General features: G+C 73.2%; 15 protein-coding genes. 8 read left to right on the forward strand and 7 right to left on the reverse strand.

Annotation, left to right across the window (positions count from 1 at the left end):
- The first annotated feature begins 5 nt into the window (after positions 1-5).
- The 7 genes from B085_RS0110265 (at position 6) to B085_RS0110295 (ending at position 6,183) form a co-directional block, all read left to right on the forward strand.
- On the forward strand, positions 6-392 hold the full coding sequence (locus tag B085_RS0110265) for a roadblock/LC7 domain-containing protein (RefSeq protein WP_018558481.1): 387 nt from the start codon (positions 6-8) through the stop codon (positions 390-392).
- Positions 389-748, forward strand: a complete 360-nt coding sequence (locus B085_RS0110270) for a DUF742 domain-containing protein (RefSeq protein ID WP_018558482.1) — start codon at positions 389-391, stop codon at positions 746-748. Before B085_RS0110265 ends, B085_RS0110270 begins: the two co-directional genes overlap by 4 nt.
- Positions 729-1,355 (forward strand): GTP-binding protein, encoded by a 627-nt coding sequence (locus B085_RS0110275; RefSeq protein ID WP_026250880.1) that lies wholly within the window; start codon positions 729-731, stop codon positions 1,353-1,355. The genes B085_RS0110270 and B085_RS0110275 overlap by 20 nt, the downstream gene beginning before the upstream one ends.
- Entirely contained in the window at positions 1,352-2,779 is a 1,428-nt protein-coding gene (locus B085_RS41930; RefSeq protein WP_018558484.1) for a cytochrome P450, read from the forward strand. Before B085_RS0110275 ends, B085_RS41930 begins: the two co-directional genes overlap by 4 nt.
- Positions 2,780-3,090: 311 nt before the next feature.
- On the forward strand, positions 3,091-4,227 hold the full coding sequence (locus B085_RS0110285) for a selina-4(15),7(11)-diene synthase (protein ID WP_018558485.1): 1,137 nt from the start codon (positions 3,091-3,093) through the stop codon (positions 4,225-4,227).
- A 29-nt stretch (positions 4,228-4,256) separates the two neighbouring features.
- Complete coding sequence (locus B085_RS0110290; RefSeq protein ID WP_234018543.1) at positions 4,257-5,609, forward strand: cytochrome P450; 1,353 nt, start codon at positions 4,257-4,259, stop codon at positions 5,607-5,609.
- A gap of 139 nt (positions 5,610-5,748) precedes the next feature.
- Entirely contained in the window at positions 5,749-6,183 is a 435-nt protein-coding gene (locus B085_RS0110295; protein WP_018558487.1) for a GNAT family N-acetyltransferase, read from the forward strand.
- A gap of 40 nt (positions 6,184-6,223) precedes the next feature.
- Here the strand turns inward: B085_RS0110295 and B085_RS0110300 are convergent, their stop codons facing one another.
- The 4 genes from B085_RS0110300 to B085_RS49240 all read right to left on the reverse strand — a co-directional run bounded on the left by B085_RS0110300 (position 6,224) and on the right by B085_RS49240 (position 10,362).
- The gene (locus tag B085_RS0110300; protein ID WP_018558488.1) at positions 6,224-7,450 is read right to left on the reverse strand and encodes a S8 family peptidase; all 1,227 of its coding nucleotides are present in this window, start codon (positions 7,448-7,450) and stop codon (positions 6,224-6,226) included.
- Positions 7,451-7,497: 47 nt separating this feature from the next.
- The gene (locus B085_RS41935) at positions 7,498-8,658 is read right to left on the reverse strand and encodes a glycosyltransferase family 87 protein (RefSeq protein ID WP_106434907.1); all 1,161 of its coding nucleotides are present in this window, start codon (positions 8,656-8,658) and stop codon (positions 7,498-7,500) included.
- Positions 8,655-9,968, reverse strand: a complete 1,314-nt coding sequence (gene mptB / locus B085_RS0110310; RefSeq protein WP_018558490.1) for a polyprenol phosphomannose-dependent alpha 1,6 mannosyltransferase MptB — start codon at positions 9,966-9,968, stop codon at positions 8,655-8,657. Before mptB ends, B085_RS41935 begins: the two co-directional genes overlap by 4 nt.
- Positions 9,969-10,200: 232 nt before the next feature.
- Positions 10,201-10,362 (reverse strand): hypothetical protein, encoded by a 162-nt coding sequence (locus B085_RS49240; RefSeq protein WP_158689712.1) that lies wholly within the window; start codon positions 10,360-10,362, stop codon positions 10,201-10,203.
- Positions 10,363-10,443: 81 nt separating this feature from the next.
- Here B085_RS49240 and B085_RS0110320 point away from each other — a divergent pair, with 81 nt between their 5' ends.
- Positions 10,444-11,607 (forward strand): DUF2786 domain-containing protein, encoded by a 1,164-nt coding sequence (locus tag B085_RS0110320; protein WP_234018544.1) that lies wholly within the window; start codon positions 10,444-10,446, stop codon positions 11,605-11,607.
- Between the two features lie 463 nt (positions 11,608-12,070).
- Here the strand turns inward: B085_RS0110320 and B085_RS0110325 are convergent, their stop codons facing one another.
- The 3 genes from B085_RS0110325 to B085_RS0110335 all read right to left on the reverse strand — a co-directional run bounded on the left by B085_RS0110325 (position 12,071) and on the right by B085_RS0110335 (position 15,508).
- A complete protein-coding gene (locus B085_RS0110325) occupies positions 12,071-12,583 on the reverse strand; it encodes a pyridoxamine 5'-phosphate oxidase family protein (RefSeq protein ID WP_018558492.1) in 513 nt (170 codons plus the stop codon).
- A gap of 18 nt (positions 12,584-12,601) precedes the next feature.
- Complete coding sequence (locus B085_RS0110330; protein ID WP_018558493.1) at positions 12,602-14,146, reverse strand: vWA domain-containing protein; 1,545 nt, start codon at positions 14,144-14,146, stop codon at positions 12,602-12,604.
- Positions 14,147-14,278: 132 nt separating this feature from the next.
- Positions 14,279-15,508: an APC family permease gene (locus B085_RS0110335; protein WP_018558494.1), complete on the reverse strand. Its 1,230-nt coding sequence runs from the start codon at positions 15,506-15,508 to the stop codon at positions 14,279-14,281.
- Positions 15,509-15,618: the final 110 nt, after the last annotated feature.

Here is a 15,618-nt window from a genome sequence, read left to right on the forward strand (position 1 = left end):
CCAACATGGACTGGATGCTCAAGGACCTGGCGACCAGCGTTCCGCAGACCCGGCAGGTGGTGGTGCTCTCCGCGGACGGCTTGCGCATGGCCCAGTGGGGTGCCGACACGGACGCGGCCGACCGGATCGCCGCGGCCTGTGCGGGGCTGCAGAGCCTGGCGGCGGCCGTCGCCACGGAGTTCCCGCAGGGTGACGGCCGCATGCGGCTGGTAGTGATCGAGATGTCGGGCGGTTTCTTCTACCTGATGGCGGCCGGCGCCGGGGCGTACCTCGCCGTACTCGCCGACGAGGGAGTCGATGCCGGACTGATGGGGCAGCGGATGCGCGACCTCGTGGCGCGTATCGGTGAGCACCTGAGCAGTCCGCCGCGCAGTGACGAGCAGGCCGGATGAGCGAATCGGGTCAGGGATGGGAGGAGGGAAGCCCCGAGCGGCTCTACGTGATCACGGGAGGTCGGAGCGGGGGGTCCGAGACTTCCACCCTCGACCTGGTCACGCTGGTCCGGGCGCGTACCGGACCGCCGCCGGGGATGCCACCGGAGCAGGCGGCGATCGTGCGACTGTGCAGTTCGCCGCTCTCCGTGGCCGAGATCTCCGCGTACCTCAATCTTCCGGTCAGCGTCGTCACGGTGCTCCTCGCCGACCTGCTGGCCGAGAAAAGGGTGGAGGCACGTTCGCCGATCCCACCCGCCAACCTTCCCGACGTCGCTCTTATTGAGGCGGTGATGCATGGACTTGAGAAGCTCTGACCCCCTCGTCGTCGCCGGGCCACGGAGCGAGGACGCACTGCCGGAAACCGCCACCGCCGCGGTCAAGATAGTGATCGTCGGGGGTTTCGGGGTCGGCAAGACGACCCTGGTCCGATCGGTGAGTGAGATCCGGCCGTTGACGACCGAGGAGACCATGACGCAGGCGGGTGTCGGCGTAGACGACACCGCCGGGGTGGAACGCAAGACCGCGACCACCGTGGCCATGGACTTCGGCCGGATCAGCATCAACCGGGAACTGGTGCTGTACCTCTTCGGCACCCCCGGCCAGCAGCGTTTCTGGTTCCTCTGGAACGGGCTCTTCGAGGGTGCGCTGGGCGCGGTCGTGCTCGTCGACACCAGGCGCCTCGAGGTCAGTTTCGACGTCATAGGGCGGCTGGAAGAGCGCGGAGTGCCCTTCGTGGTGGCCATCAACACCTTCCCGGAGGCTCCTCCACATCCCGTCGAGGAACTGCGTGCCGCCCTGGACCTGCCCGAGCACGTCCCGATCGTGCACTGCGACGCCCGCAAGCGGGACTCCAGCCGCGACGTGCTGCTCACCTTGATGCGATACCTGCACTCCCTCGCCCTCTCCACGGAGGCATCGTGACCACCCCACCCCCCGAGTGCCCCGCCCACGCCTCCGGTGGCGCCGGCGTACGACGCCTCTACGACCCCGAGGCCGAAGCCGACCCGATGGGCGTCTACGACAAGCTCCGCGCCGAGCACGGAGCCGTGGCTCCCGTCCTGCTCCACGACGACCTGCCGGCCTGGCTGGTGCTCGGCTACCGGGAGAACCTGGAGGTGCTTCGCACCCCCTCGCGGTTCTCCTCCGATTCCCGGCGTTGGAGTGTGTTCCAGCGAGGGGACCTCAAGCCGGAGCATCCGCTCGGCCCCACCATCAGCTGGCAGCCCTTGGTCGTCTTCGCCGACGGTGAGGATCAGAAGCGGCTGCGCGGCGCGGTCAGCCGAGGCATGGGGCGTTTCAACCGCCATGGCATCCGCCGCCATGTCACGAGGGTCTCGAACCAGCTGATCGACGAGTTCGCCGCCGCCGGCAGTGCCGACCTGGTGCCCCAGTTCGCCGAGCAGTTGCCGCTGCTCGTCATGACGAACCTGCTCGGCCTTCCCGAGGAGGAGGGCCCGCGGCTCGCCGAGGCGTGCCGTGACCTGATGAAGGGCACCGAGACCTCGGGTGCCAGCTACGTCCACATCCTGGAGTCGCTGACCCGGCTGGTGGCGGAGAAGCACAACGACTCCGGTCACGACCTGGCGTCCTGGCTCATCGACGACGCCGCCGGGTTCAGCGACGACGAGGTCATCCAGCACCTGCGTCTGGTGCTCGTGGCCGCGAACGAGACCACCGCGAACCTGATCGCGGGCATGGTCAAGCTGGTGCTCACCGACCCGCGCTTCCGTGGCAACCTGTCGGGCGGGCACATGACGCTGCCGGACGGCCTGGAGCAGGTGCTGTGGGACGAGCCCCCGCTGTGGGTGATGCCGGCCCGGTACGCCACGGGCCCGATGGAGCTGGGGGGCCAGCGCATCGAGGAGGGGGACATGCTCCTCCTGGGTCTCGCCGCGGGAAACACCGACCCGGCGATCCGTCCCGATCTCGCGACCCCGATGCACGGCAACCGTTCACACCTCGCCTTCGGCGGCGGTCCCCACGAATGCCCCGGCCAGGACATCGGGCGTGCGATCGCGGAGACCGGCATCGACGTCCTGCTGGCCCGGCTTCCCGACCTTCGGCTCACGACCGAGCCGGACGACCTCGCCAGAATCCCGGCGTGGACCTCGCACCACCTCGCCGAACTCCCCGTGGAATTCACACCACGCCGTCCGCGTGAGGGTGAGGACACCGGGGTCAGCGCGAGGCCGGTACCGCGCGAGGTGATCCCCCAGAAGCTGCCGCAGGCGGAGCCGCAGCCTTCTGTGGCCACCGTTCCCCAGGTGGCCGCAGCGCCGATGCCCCCGGTACGGCCGCGCAGGCGCTCCTGGTGGAGCGCTCTGACGAGCTGGCTGCGGCGGTAGCCCGAGCGTCTCATTCTGTGACCCGCGCACGGCGGGCGCACGGGCGGATGCGCCCGTGCGCCCGCCGTGCGCCTTTGTCTATCCGGAGAGTCCTTCGCGCCAGGTCGGGGCGCGCACGTGCGCCGACGGCGCACCCGGCGCAAGCACCGCGTGGGCCAACTCAGGTTCACATGGCGAGATTTAGCCACTTGACTGGACGGCCATATGCCGGAGTAATGGTCGCTGTAAATGATCCACTCGCGTTCCGCTTGGGCATGTGCCAGGCGCAACTGCTGGTGGTCATAGGGTTGACAACTGAGAGGTGACCGTCAGTGGAGCCCGACCTGATAGTTCCACCGATCTACTCTCCGCTCAGTCCGGCCATCCATCCCAGCCACGCCGCCATCGACGCACGGACCGCCGAATGGGCCGACCACTTCTCCATAGGCTCCGACGCGCTCCGCAGCCACCTCGTGCAGCACGACATCGGAACCTTCGCGGCGCGGATCCTCCCGGACGGCCGCGAGGAAGTCATCTCGATCACCGCGGACTTCATCATCTGGCTCTTCGGCGTCGACGACGGCTACTGCGAGGAAGGCGACATCGGGACCCGGCCGGGCGACCTCATGGGCGCGCTTTCCCGCCTGCTGCGCATCGCCCAGAATCCCGAGGTCACCATGCTGGCGGACGACCCGCTGGCACAGGGGCTGCGGGACCTTCGCTACCGGATGGACCTGTACGGCACTCCCGGGCAGGTCGCCCGCTGGGTCGACGCCCTGCGCGAGTACTTCTCGTCCGTTGTGTGGGAGTCGTCCTTCAGGAGCCGCGGCGCCGTACCGGACCTCAACGACTACACGCTCATGCGCATCTACGACGGCGCCACGTCGGTCATGATGCCGCTGCTGGAGATGGGGCACGGCTACGAACTCCAGCCGCTGGAGAGGGACCTCACCGCCGTACGCGCCACGGCCGAGATGGCGTACTTCATCATCTGCTGGGACAATGACATCTTCTCCCACCACAAGGAGAAGCGGGCCGGTGGCTTCTACCTGAACGCGGTGCGGGTGCTAGCCGAGGAGCGAGGCCTCTCGCAGGACAAGGCGCTCACCCTCGCCATCGCACAGCGCGATCGCGTGATGAACCTCTTCCTCCGCGTCACGGAACATCTGCGGATCTTCGGCAGCCCACAGCTGCGCCAGTTCCTCGACAGCCTCGGCCACTTCATACGCGGGGCCCAGGACTGGGGTGTCAGCTCGGTCCGCTACACCACACCCGACGATCCGGCGAACCTCCCCTCGACCTTCTGCGACACACCGAGCGACGACAGTCTGGATCCGCTGGACATCCCGGCGATCGCCTGGTGGTGGGACCTGCTTCCCGACGGGGATCCGTCCCGCTCGCCGCACGAGTTCACCCAGGCGACAACCGTCGACTCCTTGATACACCCGATCGCCCAGCGCACGGCGTAGTTTCCCGCGAAAGAAGAGGAGTTCTCGGGGTGAATGCAGACTTGCGCTCGGTTCCGCGCGCCCCCGGTCGGCTTCCGCTCATCGGCCACGTCTGGCCGCTGGCACGCAACGCCCTCGGCTTTGTCACGTCGCTCCGGGACACCGGTGACCTGGTCCGGGTCGACGTGGGCACGATGCCCGTCTACTTCGTGAACAGCCCCGCGCTGGTGAACGAATTGCTCGTCACCAGGGGGCGCAGCTTCGAGAAGGGACGTTTCTTCGACCGGCTGAAGGTCCTGGTGGGCGAGGGACTGGTCACCGCGGGGGGAGACACCCACCGGCGGCACCGCCGGCTGATGCAGCCGATGTTCCACCGGACCCGCATCGCCGGATACGCCGAGGTCATGTCAGCGCAGGCGCGGGAGACGGCCGACTCGTGGCGGCCGGGGGACACCGTCGCGGTGGAGCGGGAGATGGCCGCCATGGTGGTCAACACGCTGGCGGGGACGATGTTCTCGACGGACATCGGCAAGCCCGCGGTCGACGCCATACGGGTGCACCTGCCGGTCATCGTCAACACCCTGCTCCTGCGCACCGCCTCACCCAAGTTCCTCGACCGGGTACCCATCCCGGCCAACCGCCGTTTCGACGCCGCGGCGGACGAACTGCTCCGGGTGATCGACGACGTCGTCGCCGCGGCCCGCGTGTCCGGCGACACGGACCGCCCCGACCTGTTGTCGACGCTGCTCGCGGCGCGTGACGCGGACTCCGGCGAGGCCCTCACGGACGTGGAGGTCAGGGACGAGCTCAGCACGATTCTCTTCGCGGGTGCGGAGAACACCGCGACCACTCTCACCTGGGCGTTCCACGAGATCGCCCGGCACCCCGAGGTCGAGGAGCGGCTGCTGGCCGAGATCGCGGCGGTCTCGGGCTCCGGACCGGTCGCGCTGGAGCACGTCGCCGCGTACGAGTACCTGCCGCGGGTCATCAACGAAGTGGTCAGGCTGCACGGCGTCACCCTGCTGATGCGGCGTGCGGTCGAACCCGTCGAAATCGGCGGGGTGACCCTGCCTGCCGGCACCGAGGTCGCCTTCAGCCTCTACGCCCTGCACCGGGACCGCCGTTCGTTCCCCGACCCGGAGCGCTTCGACCCGGACCGGTGGCTGCCGGAGCGCAGCGCGGCCCTGCCGAGAGGGGCGTTCGTGCCGTTCGGCGCGGGAACCCGCAAGTGCATCGGGGATTCCTTCGCCTGGACGCAGATGATCATCTCCCTGGCCACGGTGCTGAGCCGGCGGCGACTGCGGCCGGCCCCCGGCCACACGGCCCGGGAGGTCACCGCGGCCGTGCCTCACCCCGACCGGTTGCCGATGGTGGTCGAGGCCCGGGAGCGGGCCGAGACCTAGCGTCCGTTCCGGGGCCGGGGGACGTGCGCCGTCTCGTTGATCGTGAGGGCACACGTCCCCCGGCCCCGGGTGTTGAACGCCGGGGGAAGTTGATCCGTACCGGAGGGCGGCGGGAGCCGGCGCCTCCTAGGATCACGCCATGGAACTGACGTTCGTGGACGTGAAGCCTGGTGACCCGGCCATGACCGCTGAAGTCGGCCCGTTGATCAGGGCGTTGAGGCCGGCGCTGACCGCCGACGGGTTCGCGGCGTTCGCCGCGGAGGCGCACGATCAGGGCGTGGTCTTCACGGCGGCTCTGGACGCTCGGGAGCGTTACCTGGGGGTGGCCACGCACCGGGTGCTGACCACCAGCAGAGGGCGGACGCTGCTCGTCGACGACATGGTCACGGCGCTGGACGCGCGCGGCGCCGGGGTGGGCACGCGGTTGCTGGCGGAGCTGGAGACCAGGGCCCGGGCGGCGGGCTGCGAGCGGCTGGAACTGGACGCCGGCGTCGCCAACCACGGGGCGCACCGCTTCTACCACGCACATCGCATGGCGATCACGGCGCTGCACTTCGCGCGCGAACTCACCTGAGGAGGACGGCGGACGACGCAGGCGCGCCCGGCGCCGCCGTTCAGAGGTCGCCGGTGAACGCCACCAGCTGCGGGGTGCCCCATGGTTCGGCGACGGCGGAGCGGGTGGCGTGGTCGAGCAGCCATTTCTTCAGCACCTCGAAGCCGGCGTCCCCGTAGGTGTCCTTGTAGAGCGCGGCGATACCGGTGACGTGGGGGGCGGCCATCGAGGTGCCGCTCATGATCGCGTAGAGCCCGTTGGGGAAGGCGGAGGCGATGTCGACGCCGGGCGCGTTCAGGTTGACGCAGCTGCCGAAGTTGCTGAACGGCGCCCGGTGGTCGGCGCGGTCGGTCGCGGCGACGGTGAAGGCCTCCGTGGCGCTCGCCGGGGAGATGACGCAGGAGCTGACGTCGTCGTTGCCGGCCGCGACGACCGGGAAGACCCCGGAGCGGGCCAGTGCGTCCAGGCTCTCGTTCATCGTCGGGGAGTACAGCCCGCCCAGCGAGATGTTGGCCACGGCGGGCCGTGCCGCGTGCTCGGCCACCCAGTTGATCCCGGCGATGATCCCGGAGTTCGGGCCGCGCGCCTCGCAGTCCAGCACCCGCACGGAGACCAGCGAGACGGCGCGGGCGACCCCGGTGTGCGCCCCGCCCACCGTGCCGGCGACGTGCGTGCCGTGGCCGGCGCAGTCCGCGGCGTTCCGGTCGTCCTCCATCTCGTCGATTCCGGGCTTGGCGCGGCCGCCGAACTCGGGGTGGGTGAAGTCGATGCCGCTGTCGATGATGTACGCGGTGACCTTGGCGCCGGTCGCCCGTACGGTGAAGCCGTGGGTGGCCGGTGCGCGGTTGTTCACCCGCTCCAGGCCCCAGAAGCGCCCGGTGCCGGCCGGGGGCGCGCCGATCGGCAGCCGGTGGCCGGTCGCTACCGGCACGCGGTCCTCCGCGGGCAGGCTGACGGTGGTGTCCTGCTCCACGCCGCGCACCGAGGGCAGGGCCCTCACCCGCGCCAGTTGCCGTCCGGTGAGCGGGGCGGCGAAGCCCCGCATCACCCGGTCGTAGACATGGGCCGGGGTGATCCCGGCCGCGCTCGCGACGGAGGAGGGGTCGCTGCCAGGGGCGAGGGTGACGATGTAGCGGCCGGGGATGGAGTTCGGCGCTCCCACGCCGAGCAGGGGTGCCAGTGCGGCGGGGGAGTGCGCCTGCGCGGGGGACGGCGTGGGGAGGGCGGCCAGCGCGGGGACGGCGGTCATCAGCACTGCGGCGAACGTCCGGCGCAGGGACACACGCATGCGTCGATCTCCTCGGGGGCTCGGCGGACAGCACGGCCGACGGGCCGTCAGCCGGCCCTCTCTCCCACCCTGTCAGCCAGGATCGGACGCGGGCGCGCCCTGGTACGCCATCCGGGCCGGGGTGCGACGAGCATCCCCAGACCGATCCACACGTAGGCGCTGCCGCCCACGAGGGCGCCCACGCCGCCGGTGCCGGGGTCGTCCCGCCACAGCCACACGAGGCTGCTGCAGAGCAGGACGTAACTGCCGACCGCCGCGACCACCAGTCCGCGGGTCCGCAGCCGCAGCGCCCTGCCGGCCAGCGCCGCCAGCGCGGGGATCAGCCACACCAGGTGGTGCACCCAGGTCACCGGGCTGACCAGACAGGCCGTCACACCCGTGAGGGCGGCGCCCGTCACCACGTCGGTCCCGCGGACCCGGTACACCCACACCGCGAGCACCGCGACGACGGCCACCGCCCACACCCACGTGGGGGCGTCGAGGCGGGCGAAGGTGCCGCGCAGCGACTGGTTGGAGGCGTACGACAGCGAGCCGACGCGGTCGGTGTCCCACATCGCCCGGGTCCAGAAGTCGCGGGACGCGCCGGGCGCGACGGCCGCCGCCAGCAGGGTCGCCCCGGCCGCGGTGGCGGTCGCGGCGAGCCCGGCGCGGCGGTGCCCGGCGAGCAGCAGCCAGCCGATGAACAGCGCGGGCGTCAGTTTCACGGCGGCGGCGAGGCCGATCGCGCAGCCGGCCCAGCGGCTGCCGCGGCGCAGCAGTTCGGTGTCGGCGAGTACCAGGGCGAGCAGGACGAGGTTGACCTGCCCGAAGGAGAAGGTGTCGTGGACCGGTTCCAGCAGCGACATCAGGCACCCGGCCAGCACCATCGCGTACCAGGGGGTCCAGCCCTCGCGGCGCACGATCGGCCACACCGTCCACCACAGGACGGCCCCCGCCGCGCAGATGTTGACCGCGGCCGCGAGGACGACGGCCGCGGGCCAGGTCAGCAGGGTCAGCGGCAGCATGCACAGCGCGGCGAAGGGCGGGTAGGTGAAGCCGTACGCGGTGCCGGGGCTGAGGTAGTCGTAGACACCGACGCCGTCGTGCACCCAGGCGTTGACGGTGCCCCAGTAGACGCCGAGGTCGAACCAGTGCCGGTGCAGCGGCACGGTCGCCAGGAACAGCGCGGTCGCGGCCACGGCGGCGGCCGCCGTCACGATCCGCCTCATGAGGCGAGCGCGGGACGGACGAGCCGGACCAGCCGTATCGCGGCGAGCGGCAGCAGCGCGAGGGCCGCACCGGTGGCCGCCAGGGCGATCTGACGGGGTGTGGCGGCGAACCCGCTGGGCAGCACCGCGAGGGCCAGCACCGCGCTGGCGAGCGCGGCGAGCCGCCGCACCCGGCCGTCGGGCGCGGCGACGGCGAGCGGAACGAGCCCCCACAGCAGGTACCAGGGGCGGATCGCCGGGCCCAGCAGCGCCACCGCGAGCAGGCTGATGCCGAGGGCGTACACCGGCCCGAGCCGCTCGCGGAAGAACCACACGGCGGCGATGACGAGCGCGGCGGCGGCCATGCCGAGCAGCCGCCAGACGTCCGGGGTGCCGATGAACCGGCCCAGGACGTTGACCAGGGACCAGTTGGAGGCGGAGGCGGGCGTGGTCAGCGCGCCGATCCAGCCGTAGCCGACGCCGGTGACGGCGGTGACCGCCACGGTGGCCGCGCCGGCGACCGCCGCCGTGGCCGCCCCGGCGCGCGCCAGGCGCCAGCGGCCCTGCAGTTGTTCGGCCCACAGGCTTGCCACGACGAGCAGTCCGAGGGCGGCGGGTGCCTTGACCAGGGCGGCCAGGGTCACCAGCGCGGCGGCCGGTATCGGACGGCGGGCCAGCGCCGCGCCCAGGCCCGCACCGAGCAGGCCGAGCATGACGGCGTCGTTGTGCGCCCCCGCCACCAGGTGCAGCAGCACCAGGGGGTTGAGAGCCCCGAGCCACACGGCGGCGGCAGGGTCCGCGCCGCAGCGCCGTGCGAGCCGCGGCAGCAGGGCCGCGAGCAGGGCCACGCCCAGCAGGGCCAGCGCCCGCATCCCGATGACCCCGGCGTGTGCTCCGTAGCGTGCCAGTGCCAGGAAGGCGGGCCCGTACGGCGCGGGGCTGTTCCGCCAGATCGCCGGCACCTCGGCGGCCGCCGTGCCCCCGAGCACGCTCGGCCCGTGCGTGTAGACGTCGATGCCCGCGTTCACCATCGCGCCCTGCGCCAGGTAGCTGTAGACGTCCCTGCTGAACAGCGGCGGCGCCAGGAGCAGGGGCGCCGCCCACACGGCGAAGGTCGTCAGCAGGGCGCGGATCGACGGCGGCCGGGGCCCGCGCACCAGCCGGCCGAGCCGCCACCACGCGGCGACGAGCAGGCCGAGGCCGAAGTACGCCACCAGCAGTCCGGCCGCCGCCTCGCCGTGCGGCAGCGCGATGCCGTCCCGTACCGGCAGCGCCCCCGCGGCGCTGCCGCCGGCCGCCAGCGCGGCGGTACCGGCCAGTCCGAGAGCCATCGTGCGAGTCACGTCCGCACGGTCCCATCACCGGATGTCCGCCGGACGACCGGTGGGCGACCGGTGGATGACCGGCCCGGTCGCGCGGCGTCCGGATCGTCGCGGTGAGGGCGTGTCCACACCCGGGGGACTCGCCGGCGTCCACGGCCCGGCACCACGTCCCGCAGGCCGCGGCGAGGAGCGCGCGGGCCCGGTTGCGGCAGGCCGAGCAATGGACCGGCGCGGTGCGAGCTCAGTTCATCGCCCTCGCTGTCCGCGTCTTGGGTGTCCGGCGGCCTACGCCGAGGAACTCGGCCGTGCACAGGGCGCCCGGCAGCAGCAGGGCCCTTCGTGCGGCGTCGTGCGGTCCGGCCGTGCGGATGTCCCAGCCCGCGCGCCCGCTGTCGGTGCTCACGGCTCCACACCCCGGCCCGGTCCGCGTGGGCGGGTGGGCACCGCGCTCCGTACGCGGCGTGTCGGTGCGATCCTGAACCCCGTGCGAGATGCGATGACGGTGGTCGAGGCGGCGTTCTCCGGCGCTCTGGGGGCGGCGGAGGGGGACGTCGATACGGCGCTGGACGCCGGGGCGTCGGCCATGGCGGCGGCGGAGGCCGGCTGGGACGAGGTCGGCCGGGCAGTGGTGACCGCCGTGGGCGGACTGCTGCGGGGCTGCCGGGCGCGCGGCTGGCAGGACGCGGACGTGCTGCGGATGGTGCGCCGGGAACTGCGCCCCGAGCACGTGCGGCTCGCCGGCCGGCTGAGCGCGGCCGGCGGCGACCCGGCGGGCCTCCTGACGGCGTACGGGGCGGCGGAGCGGCTGGACCGCTTCGCGGTGGCGACGGCCGTGCTGGAACTCGTCCGCCTGCTGGGGCGGCTGCCCGGCATCACCCCGCTGGCCGCGCCCCCGGCGGCGTCCGGCGGTACGGGGCACCCGATGCTGCGGCGGATCAGGGCGCTGCTGGCGAAGGCCGAGTCCACGGCCTTCCCGGAGGAGGCGGAGGCGCTGAGCGCGAAGGCCCAGCACCTGATGGCGCGGCACAGCGTGGACGAGGCGCTGGTCGCGGGTACGGCGCCGGGCGGCGGCCCGGGCGCGCGGCGGATCGGCGTGGACCGCCCGTACGAGGCGCCGAAGGCCCTGCTGCTGGACGCGGTCGCGGAGGCGAACCGCTGCCGTGCCGTGTGGTCGGCGGAGTTCGGCTTCTCGACGGTCGTGGGCTGGGAGGCCGACCTGGAGGCCGTGGAGGTGCTGTACACGTCGCTGCTGGTGCAGGCCGAGGCGGCCATGCGCGGCGGCGGCGCCCCGGAACCGGCCGCACGTCGCCCGCGCCGCAAGGGCGGCCGGGGCGGCGACCTGTCGCGGGACTTCCGCGAGTCCTTCCTCATCGCCTACGCGGGCCGCGTCGGCGAGCGCCTGGCCTCCGCCTCCCGCGACGCGACGGAGGAGGCCGCGCAGGCCACCGGAGCCACGGAGGTCCTCCCCGCGCTGGCCGCCCGCGAGGTCGCCGTCGGCCGCGCCGCGGACGCGATGTTCCCCGAGACCCGCACGCAGCGCCTCAGGGGCCGCGACCACGAGGGCTGGGCCCGCGGGACCGCCGCAGCCGACCGCGCCGCCTTCCACGGCCCGGCCGGCCCGGGCCCGTCCAGGCGTTCCCGCGGGTGATGGCGCCCTCCGGTGCCTGTGTTCGGCCTCTCCCGCCGTCTTGCGCCCTCCGGGGCGCAGAGCGGGCTGCGGACCGGAGGGTGGGTGGCGGCTCTCCCCTCGACGCGGTGCAGGTGGCGGGCGGCCGGGGTTCAGGCTCCGGAGCGGTTCGCGTTTCCGGTGGTGCCGGTCTGCGCGCCCGCCGTGACCGGCGTCCGCGGGTGCTTCCCCGAGATCGGGCCCTGTTCCGACGTCCATGCCGGTGAAGGCGAGCTTGATGCCCCCCGCTCGGTACCCCGGCGAAACAGGGCCTGATCTCCCGCCGACCGCTCGACAGCACCCCGAATCACCCGCAGACGCCGGCAACGGCGGGCGCACCCGCCCTCCCCTCCGCTGCCGCCCGCTTCGCGCCCGCGGGGGCGCGAGACGAACCCGCACCCGACGACAGGCCACAGGCGCTACGGGCCGCGTCCCCCGGGTTCACCTAGAACAGCCAGCGGGTCTGGCTGTAGGTGGTGCCGCGGGCGTAGGCGAAGGCCGTGGTGGGTTCGACCTCGTAGACCAGGGCTTCGTGGCCGTCGCCGACGAAGACCTGGTCGCGTACGTCGAAGTGCCATTCGGAGCCGTACTTGCTCTCGTACGCCTCCGCGATCCGGCGCAGTTGCTTGTCACTGCGCACACGCGCCGCCCTGCCCTCGAGCACGATGTCCAGGCCCTCGCCGAGCGCGTTGTTGCCGGTGGTGAGGACGACCCGGGGGTTGCGGTCGAGGTTCCCTGCCTTGCGCTCGTCGGCGCCGGTGCAGAAGTGCAGCGCGTCGTCGAGCCAGACCCCGATCAACGGGGTGACGTGGGGGCGGCCGTCCGGGCGGACGGTGGTCAGCCAGTAGATCTCGGCGCCCGCCAGGTGTCCGCGGGCGTCGTGCCAGGTCGTGGGGGTCGCGCCGGCGCTGCTGTGACGGGCGTCGAGCTCGGGTTCGGGTTCCTTCTCTTCTGCCATGTCTCCACTGATACTCCATCAGCCCGCGCGCAGCGCGTACGCGCTGTCGACGGCTTCCGCCAGGTCGCGTACGGCCGGGTCCTCGGTGGTCGCGGCCAGGGCGTGCGCGCGGTCGCCGAGCTCGGCGAGGCCGGGGGCGCCGGGCAGTTGCCCGTCACCGGTGTCGTAGGTGCGCAGCGCGTCGGCGAAGTACGCGGCGACCGCGTCCACGCGGAGCCGCGGGGACGTGCCGGAGTCCCACAGGCGGCCGGCGAGCCGGTCCGCCTCGACGGCGCCCGCGGCCTCGTGCGGGGAGCGGTCGTGCGGGTCGAGCCAGCGCACGGTGGCCGTGGCGACGTGGCCCCGGGCGCCCGCCTTCAGCCGCACGGCGTAGAGCGCGGTGACGGTGTGGCCGGGGCCGACCTCGCCGCCGTCGACGCGGTCGTCGCGGAAGTCCTCGTCCGCGACGGCGCGGTTCTCGAAGCCGATCAGGCGGTAGCGGTCGACGGTGCGCGGGTCGAAGGAGATCTGGGCCTTGGCGTCGCGGGCGCGCAGCCCGATGTTGACGGGCAGTCGGTCCACGAACAGGGCGCGGGCCTCGGCCGGGGTCGAGACGTACGAGGTGTGGCCGTCGCCCTTGTCGACCAGCCGTTCCATCAGCTCGTCGCCGTACTCGCTGCCGACGCCGACGCCGAAGAGCGCGATGCCGTGCCGTGAGCGGGCCCGGTCGATCCGCTCCAGGAGGGCGTCGGGGTCGGTCTCCCCGGCGTTGGCGAGGGCGTCGGAGAGCAGTACGACCCGGTTGGTGGCCCCGCGCCGGGCGCTCTCCAGGGCCACGTCGTAGCCGGTGAGCAGACCCGCCTCCAGGTTGGTGGAGTCCTCCGGTGCGAGGCGGTCGACGACGGACAGGGCGTGCTTGCGGGCGCCCCCGGCGCCGAGCCGGGTGGCCGGCAGGGCGACCCGCGCGTGGTCGCTGAAGGTCACGACGGCGAGGGAGTCGTCGTCCCGCAGCTCGCCGACCGCGGCGCGCAGCGCCTTCTGGACGAGGTCGAGGCGGCCCGGGTCGCCCATGGAGCCGGAGACGTCCACGACGAAGGTGAGCACGGCCGGCGGCCTGTTCGCCTCGTCCGCGGGGCGGGTGGCGAGGCCGACGCGCAGAAGGGACCAGCCCTCCTCGTCGCCGATGCGGGCGCCGTCGACGGTGACGGAGAAGCCGTCGCCCCTGGGTGCGGGGTAGTCCTGGCGGAAGCTGTTGACGAACTCCTCGTGGCGCACGTCCTTCGGGGAGGGCAGGAAACCCTGGTCGAGCCGCCGCTTGGCGTAGCCGTAGGAGGCGGTGTCGACGTCCAGCGCGAAGGTCGACAGCCGCGACGCGTCGGGCGCCCGTTCCAGGCCCCCGTCCTCGTGCGTGCCCTGCCCGTTCCACTCGGAGCCGTTCTCGGGGCCGTCCGCGCCCCGTACGGGACCGGGCCGCTGCGCGCGGTCGCCGCTTCCCCGGTCCGCGTCGGCGCCGCAACCCGTCAGTACCGCTCCGGCGGCGACCGTCGCCAGTACCGCCGCCGTGATCCGCTGCATCAGCGTCATTTGCCCTGCCCTCCCCCGTGGGCGCCCCCTGCGCCTTCTGCGACTGTGACGCAGGAGCCCGCGGACGGGTGGCATCGGGGCCGTTGCGGATGGATCTCGGTAGGGCAACGCCCCTCGCCCGGGCGACCCGCGTCAGGCGCGCCGGGAGCCCCGGGAGCGTGCCGCGTACACCGCCGCGCCGACGGCCAGGACGGCCGCGCCCGCGGCGACGGAGGTCCACGGCAGGGCGAAGGCCAGGACGAGGCAGCCGAGCAGGCCGAGGGCGGGTACGGCGCGCCGGGCGCCGGGGCCGAGGGTCCAGGCGGAGGCGTTGGCGACCGCGTAGTAGGCGAGGACGCCGAAGGAGGAGAAGCCGATCGCCCCGCGCAGGTCGGCGGTGGCGGCGAGGACGGCGACGACCGCGCCGACGGCGAGTTCGGCGTGGTGCGGCACCCCGGACCGGGGGTGCACCGCGGCCAGGGTCCGTGGCAGGTGCCCGTCGCGGGCCATGGCCAGGGTGGTGCGGGAGACCCCGAGGATCAGTGCGAGCAGGGAGCCGACGGCGGCGACCGCGGCGCCCACCCGCATCAGCGGCGCGAGGTCGCCCGCGGCGTCGGCCAGGGGCGCGGCCGAGCCGGCGAGCCCCTGCGGGCCCAGCACCGCGAGCAGGGCGACCGCGACGGCCGCGTAGACGATCAGCGTGATGCCGAGGGCGAGCGGGATCGCGCGGGGGATGGTGCGCGCCGGGTCCCTGACCTCCTCGCCGAGGGTGGCGATCCTGGCGTATCCGGCGAAGGCGAAGAACAGCAGGCCGGCCGCCTGCAGCACCCCGCCCACGGTCGCGTCGGCACCGATGTCCAGCCGGGCGGCGTCGGCGTCGCCGCCGGTGAACGCGGCGACCGTGAAGGCCGCGAGCACCGCGAGGACGACGGCGACGATGCCCCGGGTGAGCCAGGCCGCCTTCTGCACACCGGCATAGTTGACGGCGGTGAGCGCCACGACCGCGGCGACGCCGACCGCCCGCTGCTGCTCCGGCCAGACGTACGCGCCGATCGTCAGGGCCATCGCGCCGCAGGAGGCGGTCTTGCCGACGACGAAGGACCAGCCCGCCAGGTAGCCCCAGAACGGCCCGAGCCGCTCGCGCCCGTAGACGTACGTCCCGCCCGAGGCGGGGTACAGCGCGGCGAGCCGGGCCGAGGACATGGCGTTGCAGTAGGCGACGACGGCGGCGGCCGCGAGCCCGGCGAGCAGCCCGGACCCGGCCGCGCGGGCGGCGGGGGCGAAGGCGGCGAAGACCCCGGCGCCGATCATCGAGCCGAGTCCGATGACGGTGGCGTCGAAGACGCCGAGCCGTCGCTGCAGTATCGCGTTCGCACCGGTCACAGCGGCAAAGGTATCCCGTCCCACTGCTAGACATCGCGTCAGCAAGCTGCCATCGTGGCCGCCGGGAACGGCGGCGGAACGGGGCGCGAAGACGAGGTGACGCCGCGACG

The organism is Streptomyces sp. BoleA5 (assembly GCF_000373665.1).
In the GTDB taxonomy this organism is placed as follows: Bacteria; Actinomycetota; Actinomycetes; order Streptomycetales; family Streptomycetaceae; genus Actinacidiphila.